20 protein-coding genes are annotated in these 24615 nt (G+C 70.1%); 7 read left to right on the top strand and 13 right to left on the bottom strand.

Going from position 1 to position 24615, the window contains the following annotated elements:
• Nucleotides 1-29 precede the first annotated feature (29 nt).
• The 3 genes from sdhA to sdhC are packed head-to-tail and all read right to left on the bottom strand — an operon-like array spanning nt 30 to nt 2695.
• Nucleotides 30-1880, bottom strand: a complete 1851-nt coding sequence (gene sdhA / locus FHS55_RS08125) for a succinate dehydrogenase flavoprotein subunit (protein WP_183189186.1) — start codon at nt 1878-1880, stop codon at nt 30-32.
• A gap of 7 nt (nt 1881-1887) precedes the next feature.
• Entirely contained in the window at nt 1888-2298 is a 411-nt protein-coding gene (sdhD, locus tag FHS55_RS08120; RefSeq protein WP_183189185.1) for a succinate dehydrogenase, hydrophobic membrane anchor protein, read from the bottom strand.
• A 4-nt stretch (nt 2299-2302) separates the two neighbouring features.
• Complete coding sequence (gene sdhC / locus FHS55_RS08115) at nt 2303-2695, bottom strand: succinate dehydrogenase, cytochrome b556 subunit (RefSeq protein WP_183189184.1); 393 nt, start codon at nt 2693-2695, stop codon at nt 2303-2305.
• A gap of 306 nt (nt 2696-3001) precedes the next feature.
• Between sdhC and FHS55_RS08110 the strand changes: the two genes are divergently transcribed.
• From FHS55_RS08110 to FHS55_RS08095, 4 genes are all read left to right on the top strand, one after another.
• The gene (locus FHS55_RS08110) at nt 3002-4255 is read left to right on the top strand and encodes a CE1 family esterase (protein WP_183189182.1); all 1254 of its coding nucleotides are present in this window, start codon (nt 3002-3004) and stop codon (nt 4253-4255) included.
• A gap of 344 nt (nt 4256-4599) precedes the next feature.
• A complete protein-coding gene (locus FHS55_RS08105; protein ID WP_183189180.1) occupies nt 4600-6561 on the top strand; it encodes a M23 family metallopeptidase in 1962 nt (653 codons plus the stop codon).
• A gap of 49 nt (nt 6562-6610) precedes the next feature.
• Entirely contained in the window at nt 6611-7270 is a 660-nt protein-coding gene (locus tag FHS55_RS08100) for an alpha/beta hydrolase (RefSeq protein WP_183189179.1), read from the top strand.
• A 294-nt stretch (nt 7271-7564) separates the two neighbouring features.
• Nucleotides 7565-8122 carry an HNH endonuclease gene (locus tag FHS55_RS08095; protein ID WP_183189178.1) on the top strand — a complete coding sequence of 186 codons (558 nt, stop codon included), beginning with the start codon at nt 7565-7567 and terminating at the stop codon, nt 8120-8122.
• A 46-nt stretch (nt 8123-8168) separates the two neighbouring features.
• Here the strand turns inward: FHS55_RS08095 and FHS55_RS08090 are convergent, their stop codons facing one another.
• Entirely contained in the window at nt 8169-8693 is a 525-nt protein-coding gene (locus FHS55_RS08090; protein WP_183189176.1) for a disulfide bond formation protein B, read from the bottom strand.
• A 186-nt stretch (nt 8694-8879) separates the two neighbouring features.
• Nucleotides 8880-9794 carry an alpha/beta hydrolase gene (locus FHS55_RS08085; RefSeq protein ID WP_246339925.1) on the bottom strand — a complete coding sequence of 305 codons (915 nt, stop codon included), beginning with the start codon at nt 9792-9794 and terminating at the stop codon, nt 8880-8882.
• Between the two features lie 196 nt (nt 9795-9990).
• Between FHS55_RS08085 and FHS55_RS08080 the strand changes: the two genes are divergently transcribed.
• Together FHS55_RS08080 and FHS55_RS08075 are read left to right on the top strand one after the other, a co-directional pair.
• On the top strand, nt 9991-11046 hold the full coding sequence (locus FHS55_RS08080; RefSeq protein WP_183189175.1) for a FecCD family ABC transporter permease: 1056 nt from the start codon (nt 9991-9993) through the stop codon (nt 11044-11046).
• Nucleotides 11046-11840: an ABC transporter ATP-binding protein gene (locus tag FHS55_RS08075; protein ID WP_183189174.1), complete on the top strand. Its 795-nt coding sequence runs from the start codon at nt 11046-11048 to the stop codon at nt 11838-11840. The genes FHS55_RS08080 and FHS55_RS08075 overlap by 1 nt, the downstream gene beginning before the upstream one ends.
• A gap of 56 nt (nt 11841-11896) precedes the next feature.
• Here the strand turns inward: FHS55_RS08075 and FHS55_RS08070 are convergent, their stop codons facing one another.
• The 8 genes from FHS55_RS08070 to FHS55_RS08035 form a co-directional block, all read right to left on the bottom strand.
• Nucleotides 11897-12673 (bottom strand): 2,3-dihydro-2,3-dihydroxybenzoate dehydrogenase, encoded by a 777-nt coding sequence (locus tag FHS55_RS08070; protein ID WP_183189173.1) that lies wholly within the window; start codon nt 12671-12673, stop codon nt 11897-11899.
• The gene (locus tag FHS55_RS08065; RefSeq protein WP_183189172.1) at nt 12655-16575 is read right to left on the bottom strand and encodes a non-ribosomal peptide synthetase; all 3921 of its coding nucleotides are present in this window, start codon (nt 16573-16575) and stop codon (nt 12655-12657) included. Before FHS55_RS08065 ends, FHS55_RS08070 begins: the two co-directional genes overlap by 19 nt.
• Nucleotides 16568-16864 carry a phosphopantetheine-binding protein gene (locus FHS55_RS08060; protein ID WP_183189170.1) on the bottom strand — a complete coding sequence of 99 codons (297 nt, stop codon included), beginning with the start codon at nt 16862-16864 and terminating at the stop codon, nt 16568-16570. Before FHS55_RS08060 ends, FHS55_RS08065 begins: the two co-directional genes overlap by 8 nt.
• Nucleotides 16864-17514, bottom strand: a complete 651-nt coding sequence (locus tag FHS55_RS08055; RefSeq protein WP_183189168.1) for an isochorismatase family protein — start codon at nt 17512-17514, stop codon at nt 16864-16866. The genes FHS55_RS08060 and FHS55_RS08055 overlap by 1 nt, the downstream gene beginning before the upstream one ends.
• Entirely contained in the window at nt 17511-19148 is a 1638-nt protein-coding gene (locus FHS55_RS08050; protein ID WP_183189167.1) for a (2,3-dihydroxybenzoyl)adenylate synthase, read from the bottom strand. The genes FHS55_RS08055 and FHS55_RS08050 overlap by 4 nt, the downstream gene beginning before the upstream one ends.
• A complete protein-coding gene (locus FHS55_RS08045) occupies nt 19145-20398 on the bottom strand; it encodes an isochorismate synthase (protein WP_183189165.1) in 1254 nt (417 codons plus the stop codon). Before FHS55_RS08045 ends, FHS55_RS08050 begins: the two co-directional genes overlap by 4 nt.
• Nucleotides 20399-20454: 56 nt before the next feature.
• The gene (locus FHS55_RS08040; protein ID WP_183189164.1) at nt 20455-21654 is read right to left on the bottom strand and encodes a YncE family protein; all 1200 of its coding nucleotides are present in this window, start codon (nt 21652-21654) and stop codon (nt 20455-20457) included.
• Between the two features lie 62 nt (nt 21655-21716).
• The gene (locus FHS55_RS08035) at nt 21717-22853 is read right to left on the bottom strand and encodes an ABC transporter substrate-binding protein (RefSeq protein ID WP_183189163.1); all 1137 of its coding nucleotides are present in this window, start codon (nt 22851-22853) and stop codon (nt 21717-21719) included.
• 361 nt (nt 22854-23214) lie between these two features.
• Between FHS55_RS08035 and FHS55_RS08030 the strand changes: the two genes are divergently transcribed.
• Nucleotides 23215-24543 (top strand): UDP-glucose dehydrogenase family protein, encoded by a 1329-nt coding sequence (locus FHS55_RS08030; RefSeq protein ID WP_183189161.1) that lies wholly within the window; start codon nt 23215-23217, stop codon nt 24541-24543.
• Nucleotides 24544-24615 lie beyond the last annotated feature (72 nt).

Genomic DNA, 24615 nt, shown 5'->3' with positions numbered 1-24615 from the left:
ACGGCTCCGCCCCCCAAAGGTCGTGAGCGTCAATAGACGCGCTTGCGCGGCTCAATATACTGGATGTCGTTCGACAACGTATAGGTGTGAACCGGGCGATCATCGAGCCTCACCGCGCCCTTGTCGAAATCGACGAAAGCCAGCGTGTGCTTCATCCATGTGGCATCGTCGCGCTCGGGAAAGTCCTCTCGGGCGTGGGCGCCGCGGCTTTCCGTGCGGGCGGCGGCGCTCTCCATCGTGACGATGGCCTGCCCGATCAGGTTGTCATATTCCAGCGTCTCGATGAGATCGGAATTCCACACCAGCGAACGGTCCGTCACGTCGATGTCGCCCGTGCCGGCGAACACGTCGGCGATCAGCTTGCGGCCTTCCTCCAACACCTCGCCGGTGCGATACACGGCGCAGTTGTTCTGCATCACCTTCTGCATGGAGAGGCGGAGTTCGGCGGTCGGCGTGCCGCCGGAAGCATGGCGGAAGCGATCGAGCCGGGACAGCGCGAGATCGGCGGAATTGGCCGGCAGTTCGCGCTGCTTGTCGCCGGGGGTGAGGATGTCGGCGCAACGCAAAGCCGCCGCACGGCCGAACACCACGAGGTCGGTCAGCGAGTTCGAGCCCAGCCGGTTGGCGCCGTGGATCGACACGCAGGCGCATTCGCCCACCGCCATCAGGCCCGGCACCACGTGATCGGGATTGCCGTCCTTCTTGGTGACGACCTCGCCGTGGAAGTTCGTCGGGATGCCGCCCATGTTGTAATGCACGGTCGGCAGAACCGGGATCGGCTCCTTGGTCACGTCGACCCCGGCGAAGATCTTCGCGCTCTCGGAAATGCCCGGCAGGCGCTCATGCAGGATCGCCGGGTCGAGATGGTCGAGGTGCAGGTAGATGTGGTCCTTGTTCTTGCCCACGCCGCGTCCCTCGCGAATCTCCATGGTCATGGAGCGGGAGACGACGTCGCGCGAGGCCAGGTCCTTGGCCGAGGGGGCATAGCGCTCCATGAAGCGCTCGCCCTCGGAATTGGTGAGGTAGCCGCCCTCGCCCCGCGCGCCCTCGGTGATGAGGCAGCCCGAGCCGTAGATGCCGGTGGGGTGGAACTGCACGAACTCCATGTCCTGCAGCGGCAGGCCGGCGCGCAGCACCATGGCATTGCCGTCGCCCGTGCAGGTATGGGCGCTCGTTGCGGAGAAATAGGCGCGGCCATAGCCGCCGGTGGCGAGGATCACGGTCTGCGCGCGGAAACGGTGCAGCGTGCCGTCGTCCATCTTCAGCGCGACGATGCCACGGCAGCGGCCATCCTCGTCCATGATCAGGTCGAGCGCGAAATACTCGATGAAGAACTCGGCATTGTGCTTCAGCGCCGCGCCGTAGAGCGTGTGCAGGATGGCGTGGCCGGTGCGGTCGGCGGCGGCGCAGGTGCGCTGCGCCGGGCTCTTGCCGTAGTCGATGGTCATGCCGCCGAACGGGCGCTGGTAGATCGTGCCCTGTTCGGTGCGCGAGAACGGCACGCCCCAGTGCTCGAGCTCATACACCGCCGCCGGCGCGTGGCGCACGAGATATTCGATGGCGTCCTGGTCGCCCAGCCAGTCCGACCCCTTCACGGTGTCGTACATGTGGTAGCGCCAGTCATCGGTGCCCATGTTGCCGAGCGAGGCGGCGATGCCGCCCTGTGCCGCCACAGTGTGCGAGCGGGTGGGAAACACCTTGGTCACGCAGGCGGTGCGCAGCCCGGCTTCCGAGCAGCCGACCACGGCGCGCAGCCCCGCGCCGCCAGCGCCAACCACGACGACGTCATAGGTGTGATCGGTGATGGGATAGGCGGCCCCGTTCACCGAGGGGCCGGCAGCACCGTTGGAAGCGCCATTGGCGGAGTGGGTTCCGGCCATCGGTCTCTCAGCCTCCGAAACTGATCTTGAGGATGGCGAACGCGCCGGCAGCGCCGACCGCGATCGTGAAGAAGGTGTTGCCGATCAGGGCGAGCACCTTCGTTCCCTCGCTATGGACGTAGTCCTCGATCACCACCTGCATTCCGATGCGCATGTGGAACGTCATCGAGAGCAGGAGCAGCAGCAGCACCAGCGCCGCCAGCGGATGGCGCAGGGTGGACAGGACGGCCTCCTGGCCGCCGCCCGCCATGGAGATGACGATCGGCAGGGCGATGATCACGAGGATGATGTTGGCCAGCGCCGTCACCCGCTGCAGCCAGAAATGGCCCGTGCCGGACCGGGCGGAGCCGAGGCCCGCGACCTTGCGGCGCGGGGTGCGCATGGAGGCGCCGGAAGGGGTACGCGACGAGGTGCTCATGGGCTCAGCCTTTCACCACCGCGATGACGATCCACAAGAGCACGGTCAGTACGACCGAGCCGCCGATGGTGGCCTTCGCCAGAAGCTCGCGCGCCTGCGGCCCGAAACCATGGCCGAAGTCCCACACGAAGTGACGTACGCCGCCCAGCGCGTGATGGATGAGTGCCCAGCTATAGCCGAACAGGATAATGAGCCCGATCCAGCTGCCCAAAAGGCCGTTCACCGTGGCGAAGGCCTCCGGCGAACTCGCCGCGGCGAGCAGCCAGATCACCGGCAGCAGCGTGCCGAAATAAAGGGCGACGCCCGTGATGCGGTGCACGATGGACATCATCATCGTGAGCATCGGGCGATAAATTTGGAGATGCGGAGAAAGGGGCCGCTCGGCCGCTCCTGGCATATCGATTTTCCCGGTCCCGAAGGCTTGTTTTGCAGTGCCTAGCCGAAACGATTGCTTTTCGCAATCATTCCAAAGGCGACGCCTATCACACAACAAAGTCGCTGTCGCTGCGATGCAGCGCGCGCACCCTAGACGAAGCCGGCGGCAGCGCCAGCCCCCCGTCGCCACCGCCCACGCCCCGCAGATCAAGCGATCGACGCGCGGCGCTGACGGTTCGTTAACTATCTTCGCCATTTATTTGACTGAAATAAACCGTCTGTAACGTACCTCTCCGATGGCGCCCGCCCTGCCAAGGTTGCGACGAGCATGCATTTCGCGAAACCCTGCCTTCTGCTCTTTGCATTCGTCGCGAGCCTTGCCGCGCTGGCGGCGACGCCTGCCACGGCGCAGGAGAGCCCCGGCCGGGCCGTGCAGGATGGCGAGCGCACCATCACCTCGGGCGGCCTCAAGCGCGAATTCATCCTGCACGTGCCGAAGAACGCGGCGCCGGGGCCGAAGCCCGTGGTCATCGCCCTGCATGGCGCGCTGCAGCCGGCCTCCATCATGCAGCGCTATCTCGACCTCGATGCCGTGGCCGACCGCGAGGGCTTCGTGGTGGCCTACCCCAAGGGCATGAATCTGCTCTGGAATGATGGGCGCAGCACGGTCGCCGGCTTCCTGCCCATCCTCTACCCGCGCGACGATGGCCGGTTCGTGCTGGACGTGCTTGCGACACTGGAGGCCGAGGGGATCGCCGATCCGAATCGCGCCTTTCTTATGGGCTTCTCCAATGGCGGCTTCCTCACCGCCTTCATCGCCTGCCGCTATGCCGAACACTTCAAGGCGTTCGCCACGATGATGATGACCGTGCCGGTGGGCTACAACGAGAGCTGCAAGCCCGCGCGGCCGGTGCCGATCCTCATCATGAACGGCACCTATGATCCGATCGTGCCCATGTTCGGCCGGCAGACACCGGGCGCCCGGCTGATGTCGGCCTCCGAGAGCGCGGAACTGTTCGCCCGCATCGACGGCTGCGCGCCGCCGCAAGCGAGCACCGCGCCGAGCGCGCGCATCCTGCGCTGGGACAATTGCGCGTCGGGCTCGGCGGTGGCCTTCTATGAAATTGCCGGCGGCCACCAGCCGCCCGCCCAGTCCACCGGCGCGGGCGACGCGCTGGCGGCGGTCATCCTCGGCCCGCGCCGCAGCGGGCTCGACGCGCCGCAGGAAATCTGGTCCTTCTTCAAGCGCTTCGACGTGGCCCCGACCGAGGGCGCGGTGATGGCCGACGCCGCCGCGCCCGGTGCGCCGGCCTCCGGGACGGTGGCGATACCGCTCGTCACGCCCGGCGCGGCGCCCGTCATGGCCACGAGCGTGCCGGGCGCGCGCAGCAGCGCCTATTCCGCGACAGCATCTCACGCCAATGGCGGCGCGCCGATCCTGCGCAACCCCAGTTCCCCCGCCAATGCCTGGCAGGGCATCGCCTCGACGGACGATGACGCCGCACCCGCCGGCGCCCGGGTGGCGCTGGTTCCGCTGCCGCCGCCCTCGCCGCTGCGCCAGCGCAGTACCTCCGCGCAGTAACCCGCAACCGGACCCGCTCCGGCGACGGCTGTGGAGCCCGGCCGGCATGTGCGCCGGCCGCCATGCTTTTGCCGTGAGCCCCCGCTCTACATCGCACCCCATCGGGCGCGCATTCGGATTCGCACCCGCGGTGAGCGCCGGGTTGACGGCGTCCACCCCAGGCGGCAAGTTCCCGCGTCCTGCGGAACAATTTACCGCCCGCGTGACCATCGCATCCGCCCCGGCGGATGCCGGGGAGGCAGAACGTCCGGTCGCACGCTGCGGCCACAAGTGACGCGATGTCGGCGTCGAGCGCCGATGAATGTGGGGATGGCCTGTTGGAGACTCGTCGCGGACCAAACGGCATGCGGCAAAACCGCGGCGCTGGGTTCGATCTGGGCGAAGAGCCCCCGCTCGGCGTCGATGGCGATGCCGAGGAGCCGACCAACCGCCGCCGCATCTCCATCCGCTGGCTGATGGCGACGTTGCTCACCGGCATCTGCGGTGCCGCGCTGATGGGCGGGGCGGTCTATGCGGCGCTGGATGGCGAGTATCGCTTCGCGCAGAGCCCGGAGACGGTGCGCTCGGCGCTGCGCGGCGCGCTGGCCGCCGGCGAGCGGCCGTCCAACGTCGCCCGCAAGGGCGACCGCATGTCGATCCTGTCGGAGAGCTTCGCCGCCAAGCAGACCCTGCGCCTCGCCTCCGCCAGCAAGGACGGCGACAAGGAGGTCATCAAGGTGCGCGCCGTGACCAAGGTCGCGGCCAATCTCGCGCAGTCCGTCACCGCCGCCTCGGTGGACGTGCCGCGCTTCAACCCCGCCAAGCTGATCGCCGACAGCACCAATGATGACGGCGAGGCGCCCCAGGCCGAGCCCACCGGCGACCTCACCCTGGTGGTGCGCGACATCGCCGCGGTCCCCCCCAGCACCAAATTCGCGGCCGAACTGCCGATGGAAGACGTGCTGATGAAGGTGCGCGAGGCCGCCGAGTTCAGCACCCCGACCGATACCCGCACGCCCGCGCTGGCCAATCTCGGCATTGCCGGCACGCTCGCCTTCGCCCCCCCGCCGGCCGGGGGAGCCGCCGCCAGCGCGCTGCAGCAGCCCGAGAATGTCAGTTCCATGGGCAAGTCGGGCGAGGAGGCGACCGGCGGCAATGACTGGGCGGAGCGCGCCGTCGTCACCAAGAAGGGCGACACCATCGCCTCGATCCTGGTCGATCTCGGCGTACCGCAGGTCTCCGCCCGCGCCGCCGCCGCCGCGTTCCTGACGCGCGACCTGCAGGGCCCGCTGCCCGATGGCATGCGGCTCAAGGTGCTGCTCGACGGTTCGAGCGGCTCGCCCGTGGCGGTGCGCGTCGCCGTCTTCAACGATACCGGCCATCAGGGCACGGTGGCGCTGTCCGACATGGGCAAGTTCCTGCCCGTGCAGGAGCCGGCCGACACGCAGGTCGCCGATATCGCGCCGGACGATGGCGACGACGACGCCGATGGCGGCGGGCGTGGCGGCGTCACGCTCTATGAGAGCATCTGGGAGACCGCGCTGCGCCACGACGTGCCGCGCCCGGTCATCGAGAGCCTGATCCGCGTCTATTCCTTCGACGTCGATTTCCAGCGCCGGGTGCGCACCGGCGATTCCTTCGAGGTCGTCTATGAGCCCGACGAGGCCGGCGGCGCCGGAGGCGTGCTCTATGCCGGGCTGATCGTCGGCGGCGAGGAGCGGCGCTATTTCCGCTACCAGACCCCGGATGACGGGCTGATCGATTTCTATGACGAATCCGGCAAGAGCGCGAAGAAGTTCCTGGTGCGCAAGCCGCTCTCGGGCGGCGTGCTGCGCTCGGGCTTCGGCATGCGCCGCCACCCCATTCTCGGCTATAGCCGACTGCATTCGGGCGTCGACTGGGCCGACCGGGTCGGCACCCCGATCTATGCCGCCGGCAATGGCGTGATCAAGAAGGCGGCCTGGACCTCCGGCTACGGGCGGCGCATCGAGATCCAGCACTCGAACGGCTACGTCACCACCTATTCGCACCAGTCCGGCTTCGCCAAGGGCATCCGCGAGGGGCTGCGCGTGCGGCAGGGCCAGCTGATCGGCTATATCGGCTCGACCGGCCTCTCCACCGGCGCGCATCTGCACTATGAGGTGTTGGTGAACGGCCGCTTCGTCGACCCGATGCGCATCCGCCTGCCGCGCGGGCGCGCGCTCGATGGCAGGATCCTCGCCTCCTTCGAGCAGGAGCGCGAACGCATCGACACGCTGCTCAACCACAGCGCCATGCCCAAGGTCGCCGCCGGGGGCCTGCGCGCGCTCGACGACGACACCAACTGACACGGGCGAGGAAGACCCGCCAGAGGACGATCCGACAGAGAGGATGCCCATGCTCGACGGCCCCCGTCTTCCGCCCCGCTCGGGCCGCCCAGCCGAGGCGCTCGTGGTGCTGCTTCATGGCTACGGCGCCGATGGGCGCGACCTGATCGACCTCGGGCGGCACTGGGCTCCCCTGCTGCCGGGCGCCGCCTTCGTCTCCCCGCATGCCCCCGAGGCCTGCGCGGTCGCGCCGGTCGGCCGGCAATGGTTCGGCTATGTCGAGCGCAACGATGCCGAGCGGTGGGTCGGGGTGCAGTCGGCGCACGCGGCGCTCGACGGCTTCCTCGACGCCGAACTCACCCGTCTCGGCCTGCCCGGCTCGCGCCTCGCGCTGGTCGGCTTCAGCCAGGGCACGATGATGGCGCTGCATACGGGCCTGCGGCGTGCCGAGGCGCCGGCCGGCCTGGTCGGCTTTTCCGGCATTCATGTGGTGCCGTCCGAGCGCGCGCTGCCCGCCTTCGACGCCGGGATCACAGCCCGCCCGCCGGTGCTGCTGGTACATGGCGATGTGGACGAGGTGATTCCGCCCGCCGCCCTGCCCCGCGCAGTCGAGAGCTTGAGCGCGCGCGGCATCGCGGTGCGCTCGCAGCTCTCCCGAGGCCTTGGCCATGGCATCGACCCGGACGGGCTGGCGCTGGCCGGCCGCTTCCTGGCCGAGGTGCTGGGCTGAACCCGCCCCTGGCGGGATAACCGGCCCTGAGCCACCTGTGGCGGGCGCGCTCCATGGTCCTGCCGCGATCCGCCCGGCATCCTCCGCAAGGCAGCGCTTCACAAGATTGACACGCTAAATATAGACTATCCCCCTGCGCCGCGCGGTGCCGACTTGCCCGTGCCGGCGACGAGCCTGTTCCGCAGGAGCCGCTTGGCTTGTGCGATGAGATCAGGCTCCGGTTCGTGGAACTGGAGCCCTTCGCGATCGGGTGGCGCACCCGATCGCAAAGGGCTCCGGCAGGGAGCGAGAGCGTTGACGGCGACATTGTCTCCGGGTGCCTGGCCTGCCCTCGTGCTCAACGCCGATTATCGGCCGCTGAGCTATTACCCGCTGTCGGTCTGGGCGTGGCAGGACGCGATCAAGGCGGTCTTCCTCGACCGCGTGAACATCGTCGAATATTATGAGCGGCAGGTCTCCAGCGCGACCTTCCAGATGCGCCTGCCGAGCGTGGTGTCGCTCAAGGCCTTCATCCGGCCGGCCCGCCAGCCCGCCTTCACCCGCTTCAACGTGTTCCTGCGCGACCGCTTCACCTGCCAGTATTGCGATTCGCGCGAGGATCTGACCTTCGACCACGTCATCCCGCGCTCGCGCGGCGGGCAGACCACCTGGGAGAACGTCGTCGCCGCCTGCTCGCCCTGCAATCTGAAGAAGGGCAGCATGATGCCGGCCGAGGCACGCATGATCCCGCGGCAGAAGCCTTATCAGCCCGCCGTGTTCGACCTGCACCAGAATGGACGGCACTTCCCGCCCAACTACCTCCATGACAGCTGGGTGGACTACCTCTACTGGGACACCGAACTGGATCCGTGAGACCGACGCCCGGAAACGCCGGCTTGCCCGGTCTCTCCGGCGGCCCCTACCGCGCCGCCGCGCCGCGGAACGCGACCAGGGTCAGCGCGCTGGCGATGAGGGCGTTGTAGCCGGCGAGCGAGAGGCCGAGAAGCCGCCACGGCGCCTCGTCGCAGCGCACCACCCGTGCCTGCTGCAGGCTTTCGAGCAGATTGCCCGAGGAGAGCGCCGGCCCGGAGCCCGAGCAGGCGGTCGGCCCCGCCCACAGGCCCCATTCGACACCGGCATGATAGACCGCCAGCGCGGCGGCCACCGCCATCAGCGTGCCGGCCAGCGCCAGCGCGACGCGGGCGAGCGGCGCGCGCCCACCCAGCGCGCAGATCACGGCGATGAGCGCGACCGGCACGCCGACATAATAGGGAATGCGCTGCTCCAGGCAGAGCGGGCATGGCGCCAGACCCACCACAAGCTGGAAATACCATGCTCCCGCCAGCGTGCCGGCACCGGCCACCGCGACGATAAGGGCGGCGGCGGTCTGCACGCTGCGCAGCTTGGAAGCGGCGGCGGAGGTGACGGGCGAAGCAGCGGTCATGGTGCAATCCATTGGCAGCGGTGGCGCCAGAGTCCCTCGCGAGAGGCGCTCCAGCCATCTTCAGCGGCGCGTTCCCGGCGGGCGAACCGCAATCCGCGCCGCTCGAAAGCGCTCCATAACTACCCCCGCCGCCACCCGACGCAAGTCACCTCGCCCCGAACCCGATCACGTCGGCAGCAGGTCCCGCTAGGGAAAGGCGGCTCGCCCGTGCCCCTGCTCCAGCGCGAAGCGCAGCGCTCGCGTCATGGCGGCCGGCAGGATCGAGGCGTGGTCCTCGCCGGCCATCCGGTCGAACCGCACCCGCGCGGCCGGGCCGAGTGTCACGGCAGCCTGTGCGGCGAAGGCGCGGGCGCGGGCGACCATCGCGCGCTGCGCCCGCCGCGCCGCCATCTCGGCGGCCTCCGGACGGTCCGCCTGCCAGGGGGCGAGCGCCTCTTCCCACTCGCCCACCATCAGCGCAAGCCGCGGCGGCGGGCCCTTTGTCCTCGCGAGGCCCTCCATCCCCGCAAGGCCCTCCATCAGCCGCGCCTCGTCCCACCAGATGGACGGGCTGACCGCGACATAGGCGGCGAAGGCGGCGGGGACGCGCGTCATGACGTCCAGCGTGAACCAGCCGGCCAGCGAATGACCGAACAGCGTCTGGCGGGCGGGATCGACGGCAACGCGCGCGGCGATGGCAGGTTTCAGCGTCGTCTCGATGAAGCCAAGGAACGCGTCGCGCCCGCCGTGCAGCGATGCCCTTTCCGGGTGGGCCGGCGCGGCCTCACGGCTCGGCCCGGCGGTGAAATCGAAGGCGCGGCGGGTGCGGATATCCTCGCCCTCGCGATAGCCGATACCGACAATCACCGCCTCGCTCACGCCGGTGGCGGACGGGCGCCGCGCCGCGCGGGCCATCGCCTCGTGGAAGCTGGCGAAGCCGGCATTGGCATCCAGCATGTAGATGACGGGGAAGCCGTCTTCCGGCGCCGGCCCGCGCGGGATGGAGCGGAAGATGCGCCACCCCCGCGCCGCACCGCCCGCGCCATGCGACGCGGGCGCAAGGTCGAACGCCTCAGTGTCGGGCAGAAGGACGGGCGACGTGGCCGATATCATGGTGGACATGGGCGCTCCCGCGGCGAACCTGACGAGCAAGCTCTAGCCCATGCCGTGGACGGCGCAAGCCGCATCGGGGCAGAATGAAATGATTCTAAGGAATGTCCTTTTCTATCAAGAACTTGACCCATACGGGCCGCTCATGCAGAACCCTCCGGCACCGCCTGCCGCCCCGTGTCTGCCGGGCGGAGGCGCCGGAGACAGGATGACCGGACCCTCGCCCCGCACGGCCACGCTGCCCGCCTATGCGCACCGGCTGCGCCGGCGCGTCGCCATCCTTCTCGGGCTCGGCGCGCTCATGCTGGTGGCGCTGCTGTTCGACATCGCCACCGGCCCGTCCAACCTGCCGCTCAACGACGTGATCACTGGCATTCTGAACCCTGCCGGCCTCGATGGGCCGGGGCGCGTCATCATCTGGGACGTGCGCCTGCCCTATGCGCTGATGGCGGTTCTGGTAGGCGCCGCGCTGGCGCTGGCCGGCGCGGAAATGCAGACCATCCTCAACAACCCGCTGGCCAGTCCCTTCACGCTGGGCGTCTCCTCCGCCGCCTCGTTCGGCGCCGCGCTGGCGCTGGTGCTCGGCGCCAGCCTGCCGTTCATCCCGGCGGGCTGGAACCTGCCGGCCTTCGCCTTCCTCTTCGCCTTCGGCTCGGTGCTGCTGCTGCAGGCGCTGGCCGGCCTGCGCGGCACGGGGGTGGAAACGCTGGTGCTGTTCGGCATCGCGCTGGTCTTCACCTTCAACGCGCTGGTGGCGCTGATCCAGTTCGTCGCCAGCCAGGAGGCGTTGCAGCAACTGGTGTTCTGGAGCATGGGCAGCCTGTCGCGGGCCACCTGGCAGAAGCTCGGCGTGCTGGCGCTGGTGACGGCGCTGACCACGCCTTTCGCGCTCCACGCCTCCTGGCGCATGACCGCGCTGCGCCTGGGCGAGGACCGCGCCCGCTCCTTCGGCATCTCGGTGGCACGGCTGCGCTTCTTCTCGCTGCTGCGCGTCAGCCTGCTGGCGGCGACCTCGGTCGCCTTTGTCGGCACGATCGGCTTCATCGGGCTGGTCGCCCCGCACATCGCGCGGATGCTGGTGGGCGAGGACCACCGCTTCTTCCTGCCGGCGAGCATGCTGGCGGGAGCGGCCATCATGTCGCTCGCCTCGGTGGCCTCGAAGACGCTGGTTCCCGGCGCGCTGCTGCCGGTCGGCATCGTCACGGCGCTGATCGGCGTGCCCTTCTTCATGGCGCTCATCTTCACCCGGCGGGAGCGGCTGTGATGGCGCCGGCGCTCACCATCGCGGGGCTGTCGGTCTTCTATGGCCGGCGCGCCATCCTCGAGAACCTGTCCGTGCCGGCGCTCACGGGCGGCAGCGTCACCGCGCTGATCGGCCCCAATGGCGCCGGCAAGACCACGCTGCTGCGCGCGCTGGCCGGGCTGGTGCCGGCGACGGGCTCGATCCGCCTCGACGATGTCGAGCTGACCCGGCTCACCATTGCCGGCCATGCGCGCTTTGTCACCTACATGCCGCAGGCGCTGCCGCAACGCGTGGCACTCACCGTGTTCGAGGCGACGCTGTCCGCGCTGATGTCCTCGCGCGAGGGGGGGCTGTCCGGGGGCGGCCTGTCCTCGGGTGAAGCTCAGGCGCGCGCGCTGCGCACATTGGAGCGGCTCGGCATCGGCGATCTCGCCATGCGCGGGCTGGACGAGCTTTCCGGCGGCCAGCGCCAGCTCGCCAGCCTCGCCCAGTCCATCGTGCGCGAGCCGACCGTGCTGCTGCTGGACGAGCCGACCAGCGCGCTCGACATCCACCACCAGATGCGGGTGATGCAGCTGGTGGAAGAACTGGCGCGCGAGCGCTCCATCATCGTCGTCATCGTGCTGCACGACATCGCCCAGGCGGCCCGCTTCGCCCGCCGCATCGTCGTGCTGGAGCAGGGCCGCATCGCCGCCGATGGCTCGCCGGGGGAGGCGATCACCCCGGAAACGCTGGCCCGCGTCTATCGTGTGGAGGCGCGCGTCGAGCGCTGCGCGCGCGGGTTCCTGCAGGTCATCGTCGACCGCGCGGTGTGAGGCCGGAAAGAACCCTCCCCCCTCTCCCCGACAGGGAGAAGGGGTTTTTAGCCCCCTCACCCGCGCATCGTCGCGCCGCCATCGACATAGAGGTCGGCCATGGTGATGTGGCCGGCCCGCTCCGAGAGCAGGAACAGCACGGCATCGGCCACATCTTCCGGCGTCGCCAGCTTGGCGAGCGGGATACCCGCCTTGAAGGTTTCCGGCGAGCCGGCAATCACCCGCGCGGCGCCGTTGCCGTCGGCCCACATGCCGGTCTGCATCGGCGTGAGCGTGGAGCCCGGCGCGACGATGTTGCAGCGTATGCCATGCGGCGCCAGTTCCAGACCGAGGCAGCGGGTGAACATGGTCGCCGCCGCCTTGGAGGCGGCATAGGCCGCCATGGCGTGGCGCGGAATGCCGGCGGCGTTGGAGGACACGGTGACGATGGCGCCGCGCCGGCGCGGCTGCATCACCCGCGCCAGCGCCCGCGAGAGGCGGAATACGCCGGCGGCGTTGATGTCGAACACCCGCTCCCATTCGGCATCGGACAGACTCGTCACCGGCTCATGGGACAGCACGCCCGCGACATTGGCGAGAAGGTCGATGGGGCCGATCTCCCGCTCGACCCACGCCACAAGGGCGTCGACCTCGGCCGTGGAGCGCACATCGAGGCAGGCGGGAACGGCGGCCGCACCCAGCGTGTCGGCCAGCGCCTGCAGGGGCTCGGCCTCCACATCGGTGGCGACCACGCGCGCGCCCTCTTCCACCAGACGGCGCACCACGGCGGCACCGATGCCGCCGGCCGCGCCGGTGACGAGGGCGACCTTGCCGCTCAGACCGCTGTCGCGCATGCAACCTTCTCCCTGCTATCGGCCTGCGCCAGCGCCCGTGCCAACACCGGAGCGACACGCGCGGTCGCCTCCGGGCCGGTGAGGTGGGCGTGCAGGCTCGGCACGTCGATGACATCGATCTGCGCCGCATACGGCGCCCAGAGTTCGGGCGACAGGTCGCGCCCCTGATGATCCAGCGCGGCGCGGAAATGGGTGAGGACGCCGTCATAGCGGCGGTGAAAATGCCCGCGCACCAGCGCGTTGTTGCCAGCCACCACCCGCACCACGCCGTCCAGCGCGGCCTCGGGCAGCCGGCCGAGCGGGCTATCGGTGGCGCGCAGGAAGGCCCGCACCGCGGCGCGGTTCAACGCCAGCGCCGGCAACCGGTCCGGGTCGTGCCCGGCAATGGCGAGAAGCGCCTTGACCGCGCCATCCTCGCCCGGGTCCGGCTCGCCGCGCCACACATCGCAGGGGTAGGAATCCAGAAGCGCCACCACCCCGACCTCCGCCGCGTCCTCGCGCAGCCTCACCGCCATCGCCTGCGCGAGGATGCCGCCGACCGACCAGCCGAGCAGATGACAGGGCCCGCGCGGCTGCAGCCGGCGGATGCGCGCCACATAATCGCGTGCCAGCGCCTCCAGGCTTTCCGGCGTCGCGACGCCCGCCGCCAGCGCCGGTGCCTGCAGCCCGTAGACCGTGCGGCGGGGGGTGAGCGCGCGGGCCAGCCGGCCATAGCACCAGGACAGGCCGCCGGCGGGATGGATGACGAAGAGCGGCGGCCGGCCGGGATCGCCCTGTGCCAGCGTCACCAGCGGCCCGAGCCCGGCATCCACGTCGCCCTCGGCCTCGATCAGCCGGGCGAAGCCCTCCACGGTCGACTGGGCGAACAGCGCGCCGAGGCCGGGATCGCGGCCCCAGCGCTCGCGCACCTGCAGCAGCAGCGCGACGGCGTGCAGCGAATCCCCGCCCAGCGCGAAGAAATCATCTTCCGCCGCGATCGGGCCATCGATCGCCAGTTGCGCGGCGAACAGCGCGGCGAGTTGCCTTTCGGTCGGCGTGTCCGGCGCCCGGCTGCCGGTGCCGGCGAAATCCGGGGCCGGCAGGGCCGCCCGGTCGAGCTTGCCATTGGCGGTCACGGGCAGTGCGTCGAGCCCGACGAAGGCGGCCGGCACCATGTAGTCCGGCAGCCGGGACGCGAGATCGGCCTTGAGCGCGGCAAGGTCCATACCCGGTTCAAGACCCGGCGCAGGCACCAGATAGGCGACGATGCGCTTCGTGCCGCGATCCTCGCGCGCGACGATCCCGGCCTGCCGCACGCGGCCGGAGGCCATGACCGCCGCCTCGATCTCGCCGAGTTCGACCCGCAGGCCGCGGATCTTGATCTGGTGATCCGAGCGGCCGAGGAACACCACCGCCCCATCCGCCCGCCACAGGGCGAGGTCGCCCGTGGCATAGACCCGCTCGCCCGGCCGGAAGGGATCGGGGCGGAAGCGCTCGCGGGTGAGGTCCGGTCGGCCGAGATAGCCGCGCGCCAGCTGCACCCCGCCGAGAAAGAGATGGCCCGGCACATCCGGCGGCTGCGGGCGCCCGGCCTCATCCAGCACATAGAGCCGCGTGTTCCACACGGGAAAGCCGATCGGCACCGGCGTGCTGCGGTCCTCCGGCCCGGCCGGCCAGAAGCTCACATCCACCGCCGCCTCGGTCGGCCCGTAGAGATTGTGCAGCTCGGCCTTGAGCGTGCGGTGGAAGCGGTCGCGCAGGTCCGCCGGCAATTCCTCGCCCGAGCAGAAGACACGGGCCAGGACAAGGCCCTGCGCACTCGGCTCGGCGAGGAAGGCGGCGAGCATCGAGGGCACGAAATGCGCCGTGGTGATCGTCTCCTCGCGGAGGATCCGCGCCAGCTCCTGCGGGTCGCGATGGGCCTCCGGCGGGGCGATGACGAGGCAGGCCCCCGCGAGGAAGGGCAGGAAGAACTCCCACACCGAGACGTCGAAGGTCGCTGGCGTCTTCTGCAGGATGCGATCCCGCGGCCCGAATCCGTAATGCGCGCGCATCCACAGGAGGCGATTGACGATGGCCCGGTGCTCGATGACGACGCCCTTCGGCTCGCCGGTGGAGCCCGAGGTGTAGATCACATAGGCCGCATCCTCGGGCCGGGGCACGGGCAGAGGCTCGCCCACCGGCACCGTCCGCCAGTCCTCCGGCGCCAGCACCTCGGCCTTGCCCGTGAAGCGATGCGCATCCTGCGCGCGCGCCAGCACGAAGCGCGGCGTCGCCGAGGCGAGGATGCGGGAGAGCCGCGCGTCCGGCTGGGCGAGGTCCAGCGGCAGATAGGCCGCCCCGGCCCGCAGCACGGCGATGAGCGCCACCACCAGCTCGAAAGAGCGCGGCAGCGCCACCACGACGCGCTCATCCGCGCCGATTCCAGCCGCCACCAGCTGCTCGGCCAGCGCGCGGCTGCGCGCCTCAAGGCCGGCATAATCCAGCGTCGTGCCGCCGAAGCGTAGCGCCGGCGCGTCGGGCGTGGCGACCAGCCCCTCGCCGATCAGCGCCGCCAGCGTCGTGTCGGGCACGGGGTGGTCGGTGGCGTTGAGGTTGACGAGATGGCGTTCGGCCTCGGCGGGCGTGGCGGTGGGCACGTCATCGAGCCGCGCCGCCGCGCTCGCCGCCGCGATGAAGTGCGCCAACCGCCGCGCATGCGCCTCGACGGCGGCGATATCGTACAGCGCCGGATTGGCGTCGACCTCCAGCCGCAGCCCGTCCGCCCCATGTAGGCGAAAGGCGAAGGTAATGTCCTCCACCGGCCCGGTGGAGAGCACGTCCAGCCGGCTGGTCAGCCCCTCGAAGCGAGGCGTCTCGTCGAAGGGCAGCAGGTTGATCAGCGGCCCGTGCAGCCGGCGGTTGCCTCCCACCAGCCGGAGGTCGCGGCGCAGCTGCTCGGAACGGTAGCGCCCGTGCCGGCGGGCGCGCACGAGGCTCCCGGCCACCGCATCGAGGAAGTCGTCGAGCGGCACGCCGGATGGGACGGTGACGCGTAACGCCAGCACGTTCATCAGCATGGCCGGCACCCGCGCCGCCGCGCTGCCGAGCCGCGCCATGAACGGCACGCCGACAATCACCTCGGGGGTCTGGGTATGGCGCTGCACATAGGCCGCGCTGAGCGCCGTGACGATGTCCGGCCAGGGGATGGAGGTGCGCTCGGCCCGCGCGCGCAGCCGGGCGAAGGCCTCGGCATCGATCTCCACGACGTGGCGGTGGAAGGCGTGAGCGCTCGCCGGGACGCCGGCGGTGAGGCTTGCCGCCTCCGGTCGGTCGGCGAACCGCGCGCGCCAATAGGCGCCGTCCTTCGCCCGCCGGTCGGAGGCGCGATAGGTCGCATCCTCCACGAATGCCGCGGCGATGCCGGGGGCTGGGGCGCCCGGCGTGCGGGCGCGCAGCCGCGCCGTGTAAAGCTCGGCGACGCGCTGCGTGAGGAGGATCATCCCATAGCCGTCAATGGCCAGATGATGGATGCGCTGCTGCCAGATGTGATGCTGCGGCCCGAGCACGAAGAGTCGCTCGGCGGCGAGCCTGTCGCGCGTCGGGTCGACCGGCGTCGCCATGTCGCGGGAGATGGCCGCCTGCGCCGCCGCCGGCGGATCGACCTCACCCGACAGGTCGATGACTTCCAGCATCGGCCGGCTGGCCGGGTCAACGACCTGATAGGGGCCGGCGGGGTCATCCACCAGCCGCAGCGCCAGCGCGTCGGCTTCCGTCACCGCCTGCGCCAGTGCCGCCGCGAAGGCGTCGCGGTCGAGCGGGCCGGTGAACTCGATGGATTGGCCGGTGTTGAACAGCGGGTTGGCGGGGTCCAGCCGCTGGGCGTACCACAGGCCCGCCTGCGCCTCGGTGAGCGGATGCGCCGGCGCGCGGGGGTCAGACACCGGGTGCACCACGTGCCGCCTGCTTGGCGTGGATGAGTGCCCACCAGCCGTCAAGCGTGGGCGTTTCCGCGAATTCGGCGAATTCCAGCTCCAGCCCGCCCTCGCTCCAGGCCAGCACGAGATTCATGGCCCGCATGGAATCGAGGCCGAGATCCATCAGGCTGTCATCGCCGCCGATCGCCTCGGGGTCCTCGTGCAGCATCCTGGCGATGTCCGCGCGCATCCTCTCGCGGGTGATCGGCGCGGCTGGGACAATGATACGCCGGATGTCGGCGGGCTCGATGGCCATTACAGTTGCTCCCGGATCTGCGCGCTGGTCAGCGGCACGCCGCACGTGTCGGCGACATAGGACAGGGCGAGGTCGTGCTTCGCGCGGGAGAAGTCCGCCAGCGCGTCGGCCGCCATGAACGGCTCGATATCGCGCATGAACGCATCCGCCGCCGTCAGCGTGCAGCCGATATGCGCGTAGACCCCGCAGATGATCAGCTGGTCGCGGCCGCGCGCGCGCATCAGCGTCTCCAGGTTGGATCGCTGGAAGGCGCTGTAGCGGTGTTTCACCAGCACGATATCGCCAGCCTGCGGGGCGAGCGCGCCGACAATGGGCTGGTGCTCGGGCGCCCAGCTCATGCCTGGCCCCCAGAGGTCGGCCTGCAGGCCGCGGTCGCGCCGATCCTGGTCGCCGTCCTGCGCGGTGTAGAATACCGGCACGCCCGAGCCCCGCGCGGCCTGCGCCAGCGCCGCGATATTGGCGATGACCGGGGCGATGGGGGAGGCATCGGGCGTGAAGACGCGCAGGAAATAGTTCTGCATGTCGTGGATCAGCAGCGCCGCGCGCGCGCGCTCCAGCCGCCACGGCGCGCGGGGCACGGGCAGTTCCTCCGCGCGCGGCAGAGCATAAGGGGCGATGGCCGGCAGACCGGGTTTCACCTGCGCGCTCATTCTCCCGCCTCCGCTTCCGTCTTTTCAAGGAAACGGCGGCGCAGGCCGGCGCGCAGTTCCTTGCGCGAGACCTTGCCGACCGCCGTGGTCTCGAACGCCTCGATGAACACGATCTGGTCGGGCACCTTGAAATCCGCGAGGCCGCGCTTGCGCATGAACAGCTTCAGCGCCGCCGCCTTGGGCTTTTCGCCCTGAGGGATGATGAAGGCGCAGGAGCGCTCGCCCAGATAGTCGTCGGGCAGCGACACCACCGCGGCATCGAACACGGCGGGGTGGGCGAGGAGATGGTCCTCGATCTCCTCGGCGGAGATTTTCTCGCCGGCGCGGTTGATATGGTCGCCCGCCCGCCCCTGCACGACGAGATAGCCACCGGGCATGCGCTTCACCACGTCGCCGGTGCGGTAGAAGCCGTCCGGCGTGAAGGCACGCGCATTCGCGCCGTCATTATTGTGATAGGCGCGGATCGTGTAGGGCCCGCGCGTCAAGAGATGGCCCGCCTCGCCCTCAGGCACGGGTTGACCGGCATCATCGAGGATCAGCACCTCGTCATCCCCGCTGATCGGCCGGCCCTGGGTGGAGACGATGATCTCCTCCGGGTCGTCGAGCCGCGTATAGTTCACCAGCCCCTCCGCCATGCCGAATACCTGCTGCAGCGTGCAGCCGAGCACCGGCTTCACCCGTCGGGCGGATTCGGGGAGGAATTTGGCGCCGCCCACCTGCAAGACCTCCAGCGAGGAGAGGTCGTGCCGGGTGGTCGGCGCCGCCTGCAGCCACAGCAGCGCCAGCGGCGGCACGAGGCCGGTGATGGTGACGCGCTCGCGCTCGATCAGCGGAAAAGCCGCTTCCGGGCTCGGCGAGGGGCTCAGCACCACGCGCGATCCCGCATACAGCGCGCCGAACACGCCGGGCGAGCTCATGGGGAAATTATGCGCCACGGGAAGCGCGGCGAGATAGACGCTGGAAGGCGTCAGCTTGCAGATCTCGGCGCTGGCGCGGAACGAATAGATATAGTCGTCATGGGTGCGCGGGATGAGCTTGGACAGGCCGGTCGAGCCGCCGGAAATCTGCAGGAAGGCGACATCGGAGGGGTCGGCATCTTCGGGCAGGTCGATATCCCCGCCTTGGGGAAGCCCTTCCAGACCCGTGAAGTCCCCCGCATCGCCCACCACCACGACATGCGCGATATCCGGCACCTCGCCGAGAAGCTCCTGCGCGAGGGTGCGATAGTCGAAGCCCTCGTGCCGTTCGGCGACGACATAGCCGCGCGCCTGCGCCGTGCGGGCGAAATGGGCGATCTCGACGAGACGATGGGCCGGCAGCGCAAAGACCGGGATGAGCCGCGCGCGGAACAGGGCGAACACGACGGTGAGGAATTCCGGGATGTTCGGCAGCTGCACGATCACCCGGTCGCCCGGCTCAAGGCCCCGCGCGAGGAAGCCGCGGGCGAGGCGCTCGGCGCGCGCCTCCAGCTCGCCAAAGCTCCAGCGCGCGCCGCCGCCGACCACCGCGACATGATCGGGCCGCTCACGGGCCCGGTCGCGCAGCACGCGGGTGAAGGTCTCGCCGCGCCAATAGCCCCTCGCGCGATAGCGCGCCGCAGCCTCCGCCGGCCAGCTCTGCTCCAGCTTCCTCACGCGCCGTCCTCCGTCAGCGGGCGGCCATCCTCGTCGATGCCGAGCGCCTGCAGCATGGCGGCGAACTTGGCGGAGGTTTCCTCGCCCTCCGAGACCGGATCCGAGCCCGGCACGATGCCCGCGCCGGCATAAAGCCGCGCCTCATGCCCCGCGACCTCGGCGCAGCGCAGGGCGACATGCCAGGTGCCGTCGCCCGCCCCGTCGCACCAGCCGACCGCGCCGGAATAGAAGCCGCGGTCATAGCCCTCCAGCTCGGCGATCGCGCGAGCGGCCAACGCTCGCGGGGTGCCGCAGACGGCGGGCGTGGGATGCAGCAGCACCGCGAGATCGATGGCGGAAAGCTCGGTCCGGCGCAGGCGGCCGGTGATGCGGGTGCCCAGGTGCCACATGCTCGCGGTCGCGGTCAGGCCGATACCGACCGGCGTGCCGAGGTCAACGCAATGCGGCGCCAGCTGGTCGAGAATGGCGGTGACGACTTCCCCATGCTCCCGCCGGTCCTTGTCCGAGGCGAGCAGGGCCTGCGCGGCGGCGCGGTCGGCGCTCGCTTCGCGCCGTCGCCGGGCGGAGCCGGCGAGTGGATGCGAGGTGACGACCGTGCCCTGCCGGGCGACCAGCAGTTCCGGCGTCGCGCCGACCAGCGCGCGGCCGGGCGTTTGCGGCGCGCCGGCCAGCGGTACGCAGAAGGCGGTGACGCCCGCGTCCCGCGCCAGCGCCCGCAGCAGCGTGCTGGCATCGATCGGCCGGTCGCTGGACAGGCGCAGGCTGCGCGAGAGAACGATCTTGCGCAGAACCTCGCCCATCGGCGCGCCTTCGCTTGCCTGCATGCGGACCAGCGCCTCGGCCACCGCCGCGCGATAGGCGGCGAGTGGGGGTTCGGCGGCGATGCACATATGCGGCGGGCGGGCCGGCGGCGGCCGCACCAGCGCCGGCGGAGGAAAGGCGGCGGCGAAGCAGGCCCGCCCCGCGCTGCGCGACAGTTCGGCCGGCTGGAACAGATGCGCCGGCGCGCCCGGCTCATAGGGCAGCGCGCCGACCACGATATCCGGCGCCGGGCCCCGAAAGGCGGCACTGGCGGCCAGATGCGCGCGCACCCGCGCGCCGAGCGGCTCATCTCCCTCGGCCACGAGGCCGAGGCAGCCCTTGCCGACAAGGGTCTCGCCGCTCGACACCAGCGCGAAGGGCAAGGCGGGCGCGAAGCCCGCGCGCTCCTCGGCGCGCTCCTCGGCCGCCTGCCCCGCAATCTCGGGCATACGTGCGCCTCCGCCGGCAACGACGCTCATCGACACGGTCCGTCTCCGCTTCGCGCTCAGGGCTTGATCAGCACGACCGTGTCGCCGAACGGATCGACCAGCGGCACCGGGCGGGCGCGCGCCTCCCCACCGGCCGGAGGGGCGCCGGCCGGAGCAGCGCCTGCCGGGGCAGCGCCTGCGGGCGCCGAGGTCGGCTGCGGCGCGGGTGTGGCGCCCGCAGCGGCGCCGGCGGGCGGTGCCGGCGGACGCGGCCGGGCAACGACCTTGAGCTTGTTGGTGACATAGGCATTGCCGCTCGCCGCATCGACCGCCACCGTCTGCGGCGCCGAGCCGGTGACCACATTGGCGATCGGCTCCAGCGTCTTGGTGTCGACCAGCGTGACATAGCCGCCGGTGCGGTTGGCCACGTAGAGGATGGAGCGGCCGGCATCGATGGCGACGCCGAGCGCCCCGCCGCCGGTCGGGATCTCCTTGACGATCGTGCCATCCCGGGCGTCGAGCGCGACCACTTCGCCGCTGCCCTGATGCGCCACGAAGATCCGGTCGCTGGAGGGGTCATAGGCGAGGTTGATGGCACCCTCGCCGCCCGAGGGGAAGCTCTTCACCTGCTTGGTCGCGAGGTCCACCACATGAACCTGGTTGCTCTCCATGGCCGAAAGGAACAGGCGGTTGCCCTTGGCATCGACCGCGATGCCGGTGACGCTGCCGGGCAGGTTGTCGATCGTGTCGACCACCTCGTTCCGGGCTCCGTCCACCACCCACACCGAGGACGGCGTGTCGCGGCGGCCGGTGACGGTCACGTAGGCGCGGTTATTGGCCTCGTCGACGGCGACCTCGCGCACATGCGCCTTCTCGCCCTTGGCGATCTTGGCCACCACCTTGCCGGTCGTGAGGTCGATCACCGCGAGCGCGCCGTCGCGGGTCTGCGTGCCATAGAGCGTCCTGGTCTTGTTGTTGATGCCGAGGCCGAACACCGGGTCGTCGCCCAGCGCGATCGTCTCGCGGGTCTCGAGAGTCACCGGATCGAGCGCCAGCACGAAGGTCTCCTTCGCGCCGCGCGCGCCCGCCGCGGCGACATAGACGCGGCCGAGCGGCGCGCTGTAGACGATCTCGTACAGCCCCTCGCCCGGCTTGGCCGACCTCACGAATTCCGGATCGGCGAAGGCGGCGCCGCTGCAGGCGGCGAGTGCCAGCACCGCGAGCGCGGCGGATTGCAGGAACCCGAGGCGGGACCGGGCGTAAGAGGCGGTCGACATGACGTTTCTCCGTTGAGGAAAGCGGGGAGGAGATGCGCGGCGGCCCCGGCGGCCGGCACGCATCAGGGAAGATCGATCCAGTTCGGCCCCTGGATGGGAACCGCGAGGAAGCGCTGGTTCACCTGCGCGACCGTCTCGCCGACATCGAGCCCCTTGAAGCGCTCGGGGTGGATCCATGTGGCGAGGATCTCGACGGTGAAGAGATCGAGCGGGGAATTGAGCAGCTGGTGGCTGAGGCCATGCACCCGCCCGTCGCGCACGGCGGCGAGCCCGGCGAATCCGGGGCGCGAAATGACCCGCTGCAGCGTCTCGCGGGCACGGGCAGGGCTGTATTCCGGCCCGATCAGCAGCCCGGCAGTGCCCTCCATGTGACTGCCGCCGGTGGCGATATAGACCTGCGGGTCCTGGGCGATGACATATTCGAGGTTGAGCTTGCCGAAGGCACGCGGAATGACCGCCGCGCCGATATTGGTTCCACCCGCCGCCTCGATGATCTCGCCGACATTGCCCCTGCCGGGCGAGTTGCAGCAATCGGCCGTCATGGCGGCGTGCGGCTCAAGGAAGACGCGCGGACGCTCCGCCGCCGTCAGCCCGGCCAGGGCGTCGCGCACGGCATCGAGATGGTCGCGGCGGAAGGCGAGGAAGTCCTCGGCCTGCGCCGTCCGTCCCGTCGCCGCGCCGAGAAGGCGCAGGCTCGGCTCGGTATTGGCGAGCGGATGGACGAAGAAGTCGATCACGACGACGGGGATGCCGGCCGCCTCGATGCGGGCGCGCTCCTCATCCGAGGGCTGCGAGCCCAGCGAGAACACCGCGAGGTCCGGCCGCGCCGCCACCACCTGCTCGACCGAGAGCGAGCCGGCCGAACTCGCCACCTTGGCGAGGCTGTCAATGGCGGGGAATTTCGCCTGATAGGCCGCGAAGGTCGCCGCGCCGATTCGGTTGATGTCGCGCGGCCAGGCGGCCACCACACTCACCGGATCGGGATGGATCAGCGCCAGGGCGATCAGAAAGCGCCCGTCATCGATCAGCAGCCGCTGCGCCGGCGCGGCCAGATGCACCTCGCGCCCGGTCACGTCCTTCAGCGCGATATCCGCGATCGCGGGGGATGCCTGCACGACGAGGCCGAGCGCGAGCGCGCCGAGCCATCGCCCGAGGCGGGCGGCGAACGAAGATCTGCGCGCGGAAAATCCAAAAGGCATGAGGAGAGGCCGGATCGACGAGATGGTTGCTGTCGCTCTTCCGACGAGTAGACCGACCTGTCAACTAAACAATTTGTAACTGCTTGTTTTTAATTAGTCTAATGTATATTTGTTTGACAAACATACTTTCATTTACTTTGAACTACCGCACATCACGCTCACGTATCCTCGCCATGCGGCGCGCGGTTCCCAGCGACGGTAGCGCCGTAAAACCGACGTACAGATCTGCGATGATGTCGAATGTCGCCCTGTGCACAACTGCCGGGCCCTCGCGGGAGGTCCGGCGAACCGGCTAGAAGGGGACGCCCCTCCCCCCGGTCGCGCCAGACGCGGCCGGGTTCCAGAATGAGAGTTCGCCGCAATGCGCGTTGCCATGATCGGAACCGGCTATGTCGGCCTCGTCTCCGGCACCTGCTTCTCCGATTTCGGACATGAAGTGACCTGCATCGACAAGGACGCTTCGAAGATCGAGCGCCTCAAGCAGGGCGAGATACCCATCTTCGAGCCGGGGCTTGAGGATCTGGTGCGCCGCAACGTCGCCGCCGGGCGGCTCCAGTTCGACACCGACCTGACCCAGGCGGTGCGCAGCGCGGATGTGGTGTTCATCGCCGTCGGCACCCCCTCGCGACGCGGCGACGGCCATGCCGACCTTTCCTATGTGCACGCCGCCGCGCGCGAGATCGCCCGCACGGCGGAAGGCTTCACGGTGGTCGTCACCAAGTCGACCGTACCCGTGGGCACGGGGTCCGACCTCGAACACATCATCGCCGAGGCGGCGCCGGAGGCCGACATCGCCGTCGTGTCCAACCCCGAATTCCTGCGCGAGGGCGCGGCGATCGAGGATTTCAAGCGACCCGACCGCGTGGTGATCGGCACCGACGACCCGCGCGCCCGCGAGGTGATGGCCGCGCTCTACCGCCCGCTCTCGCTCAACGCCGCGCCGATCCTGTTCACCGAGCGCAACACCGCCGAACTGATCAAATATGCCGCCAATGCCTTCCTGGCGATGAAGATCACCTTCATCAACGAGATGGCCGACCTGTGCGAGAAGGTCGGCGGCAATGTGCAGGAAGTGGCGCGCGGCATCGGGCTCGACGGGCGCATCGGGTCGAAATTCCTGCATGCCGGGCCCGGCTATGGCGGTTCCTGCTTTCCCAAGGATACGCTGGCGCTGATGCGCACGGCGCAGGAGGCCGGCGCGCCCACCCGCCTCATCGAGACGGTGACGACGGTGAACGAGAGCCGCAAGGCCGCCATGGGCCGGCGCGTGCTGGAGGCGCTCGACGTGCCCCCGCGCGGGGCGACGGTGGCGGTGCTCGGCCTCACCTTCAAGCCCAATACCGACGACATGCGCGACAGCCCGGCGATCAACATCGTGCAGTCGCTGCTCGACCGCGGCGTGAAAGTGCGTGCCTTCGATCCCGTCGGCATGGCGGAAGCGCGCAAGGTGCTGCCCGACAGTGTCGAATATGCCAGCGGCCCCTATGAATGCGCGGAGGGCGCGGACGGGCTCGTCATCGTCACCGAATGGGATGCTTTCCGCGCGCTCGATCTCGACCGGCTGAAGCAGGTGCTCCGGAGCCCCATCGTGGTCGACCTGCGCAACATCTACCCGCCGGGCGACCTGATCAGCCGCGGCTTCAAATATGTCGGGATCGGCCGCGGACATCTGACGCCCGCCGCGCCGTGAGGTCCGCGACGGTGGTTCGCCGCGCGTGAAAACTCGACGGGGATCGCCAATTCACACGGCACCGGGGCATGC

The sequence above is a fragment of the Ancylobacter tetraedralis genome, assembly GCF_014195655.1.
GTDB classification, from domain to species: domain Bacteria; phylum Pseudomonadota; class Alphaproteobacteria; order Rhizobiales; family Xanthobacteraceae; genus Ancylobacter; species Ancylobacter tetraedralis.
The sequence above is the reverse complement of the archived record's forward strand: the minus strand, read 5'-3'. Positions and strand labels throughout refer to the sequence as shown.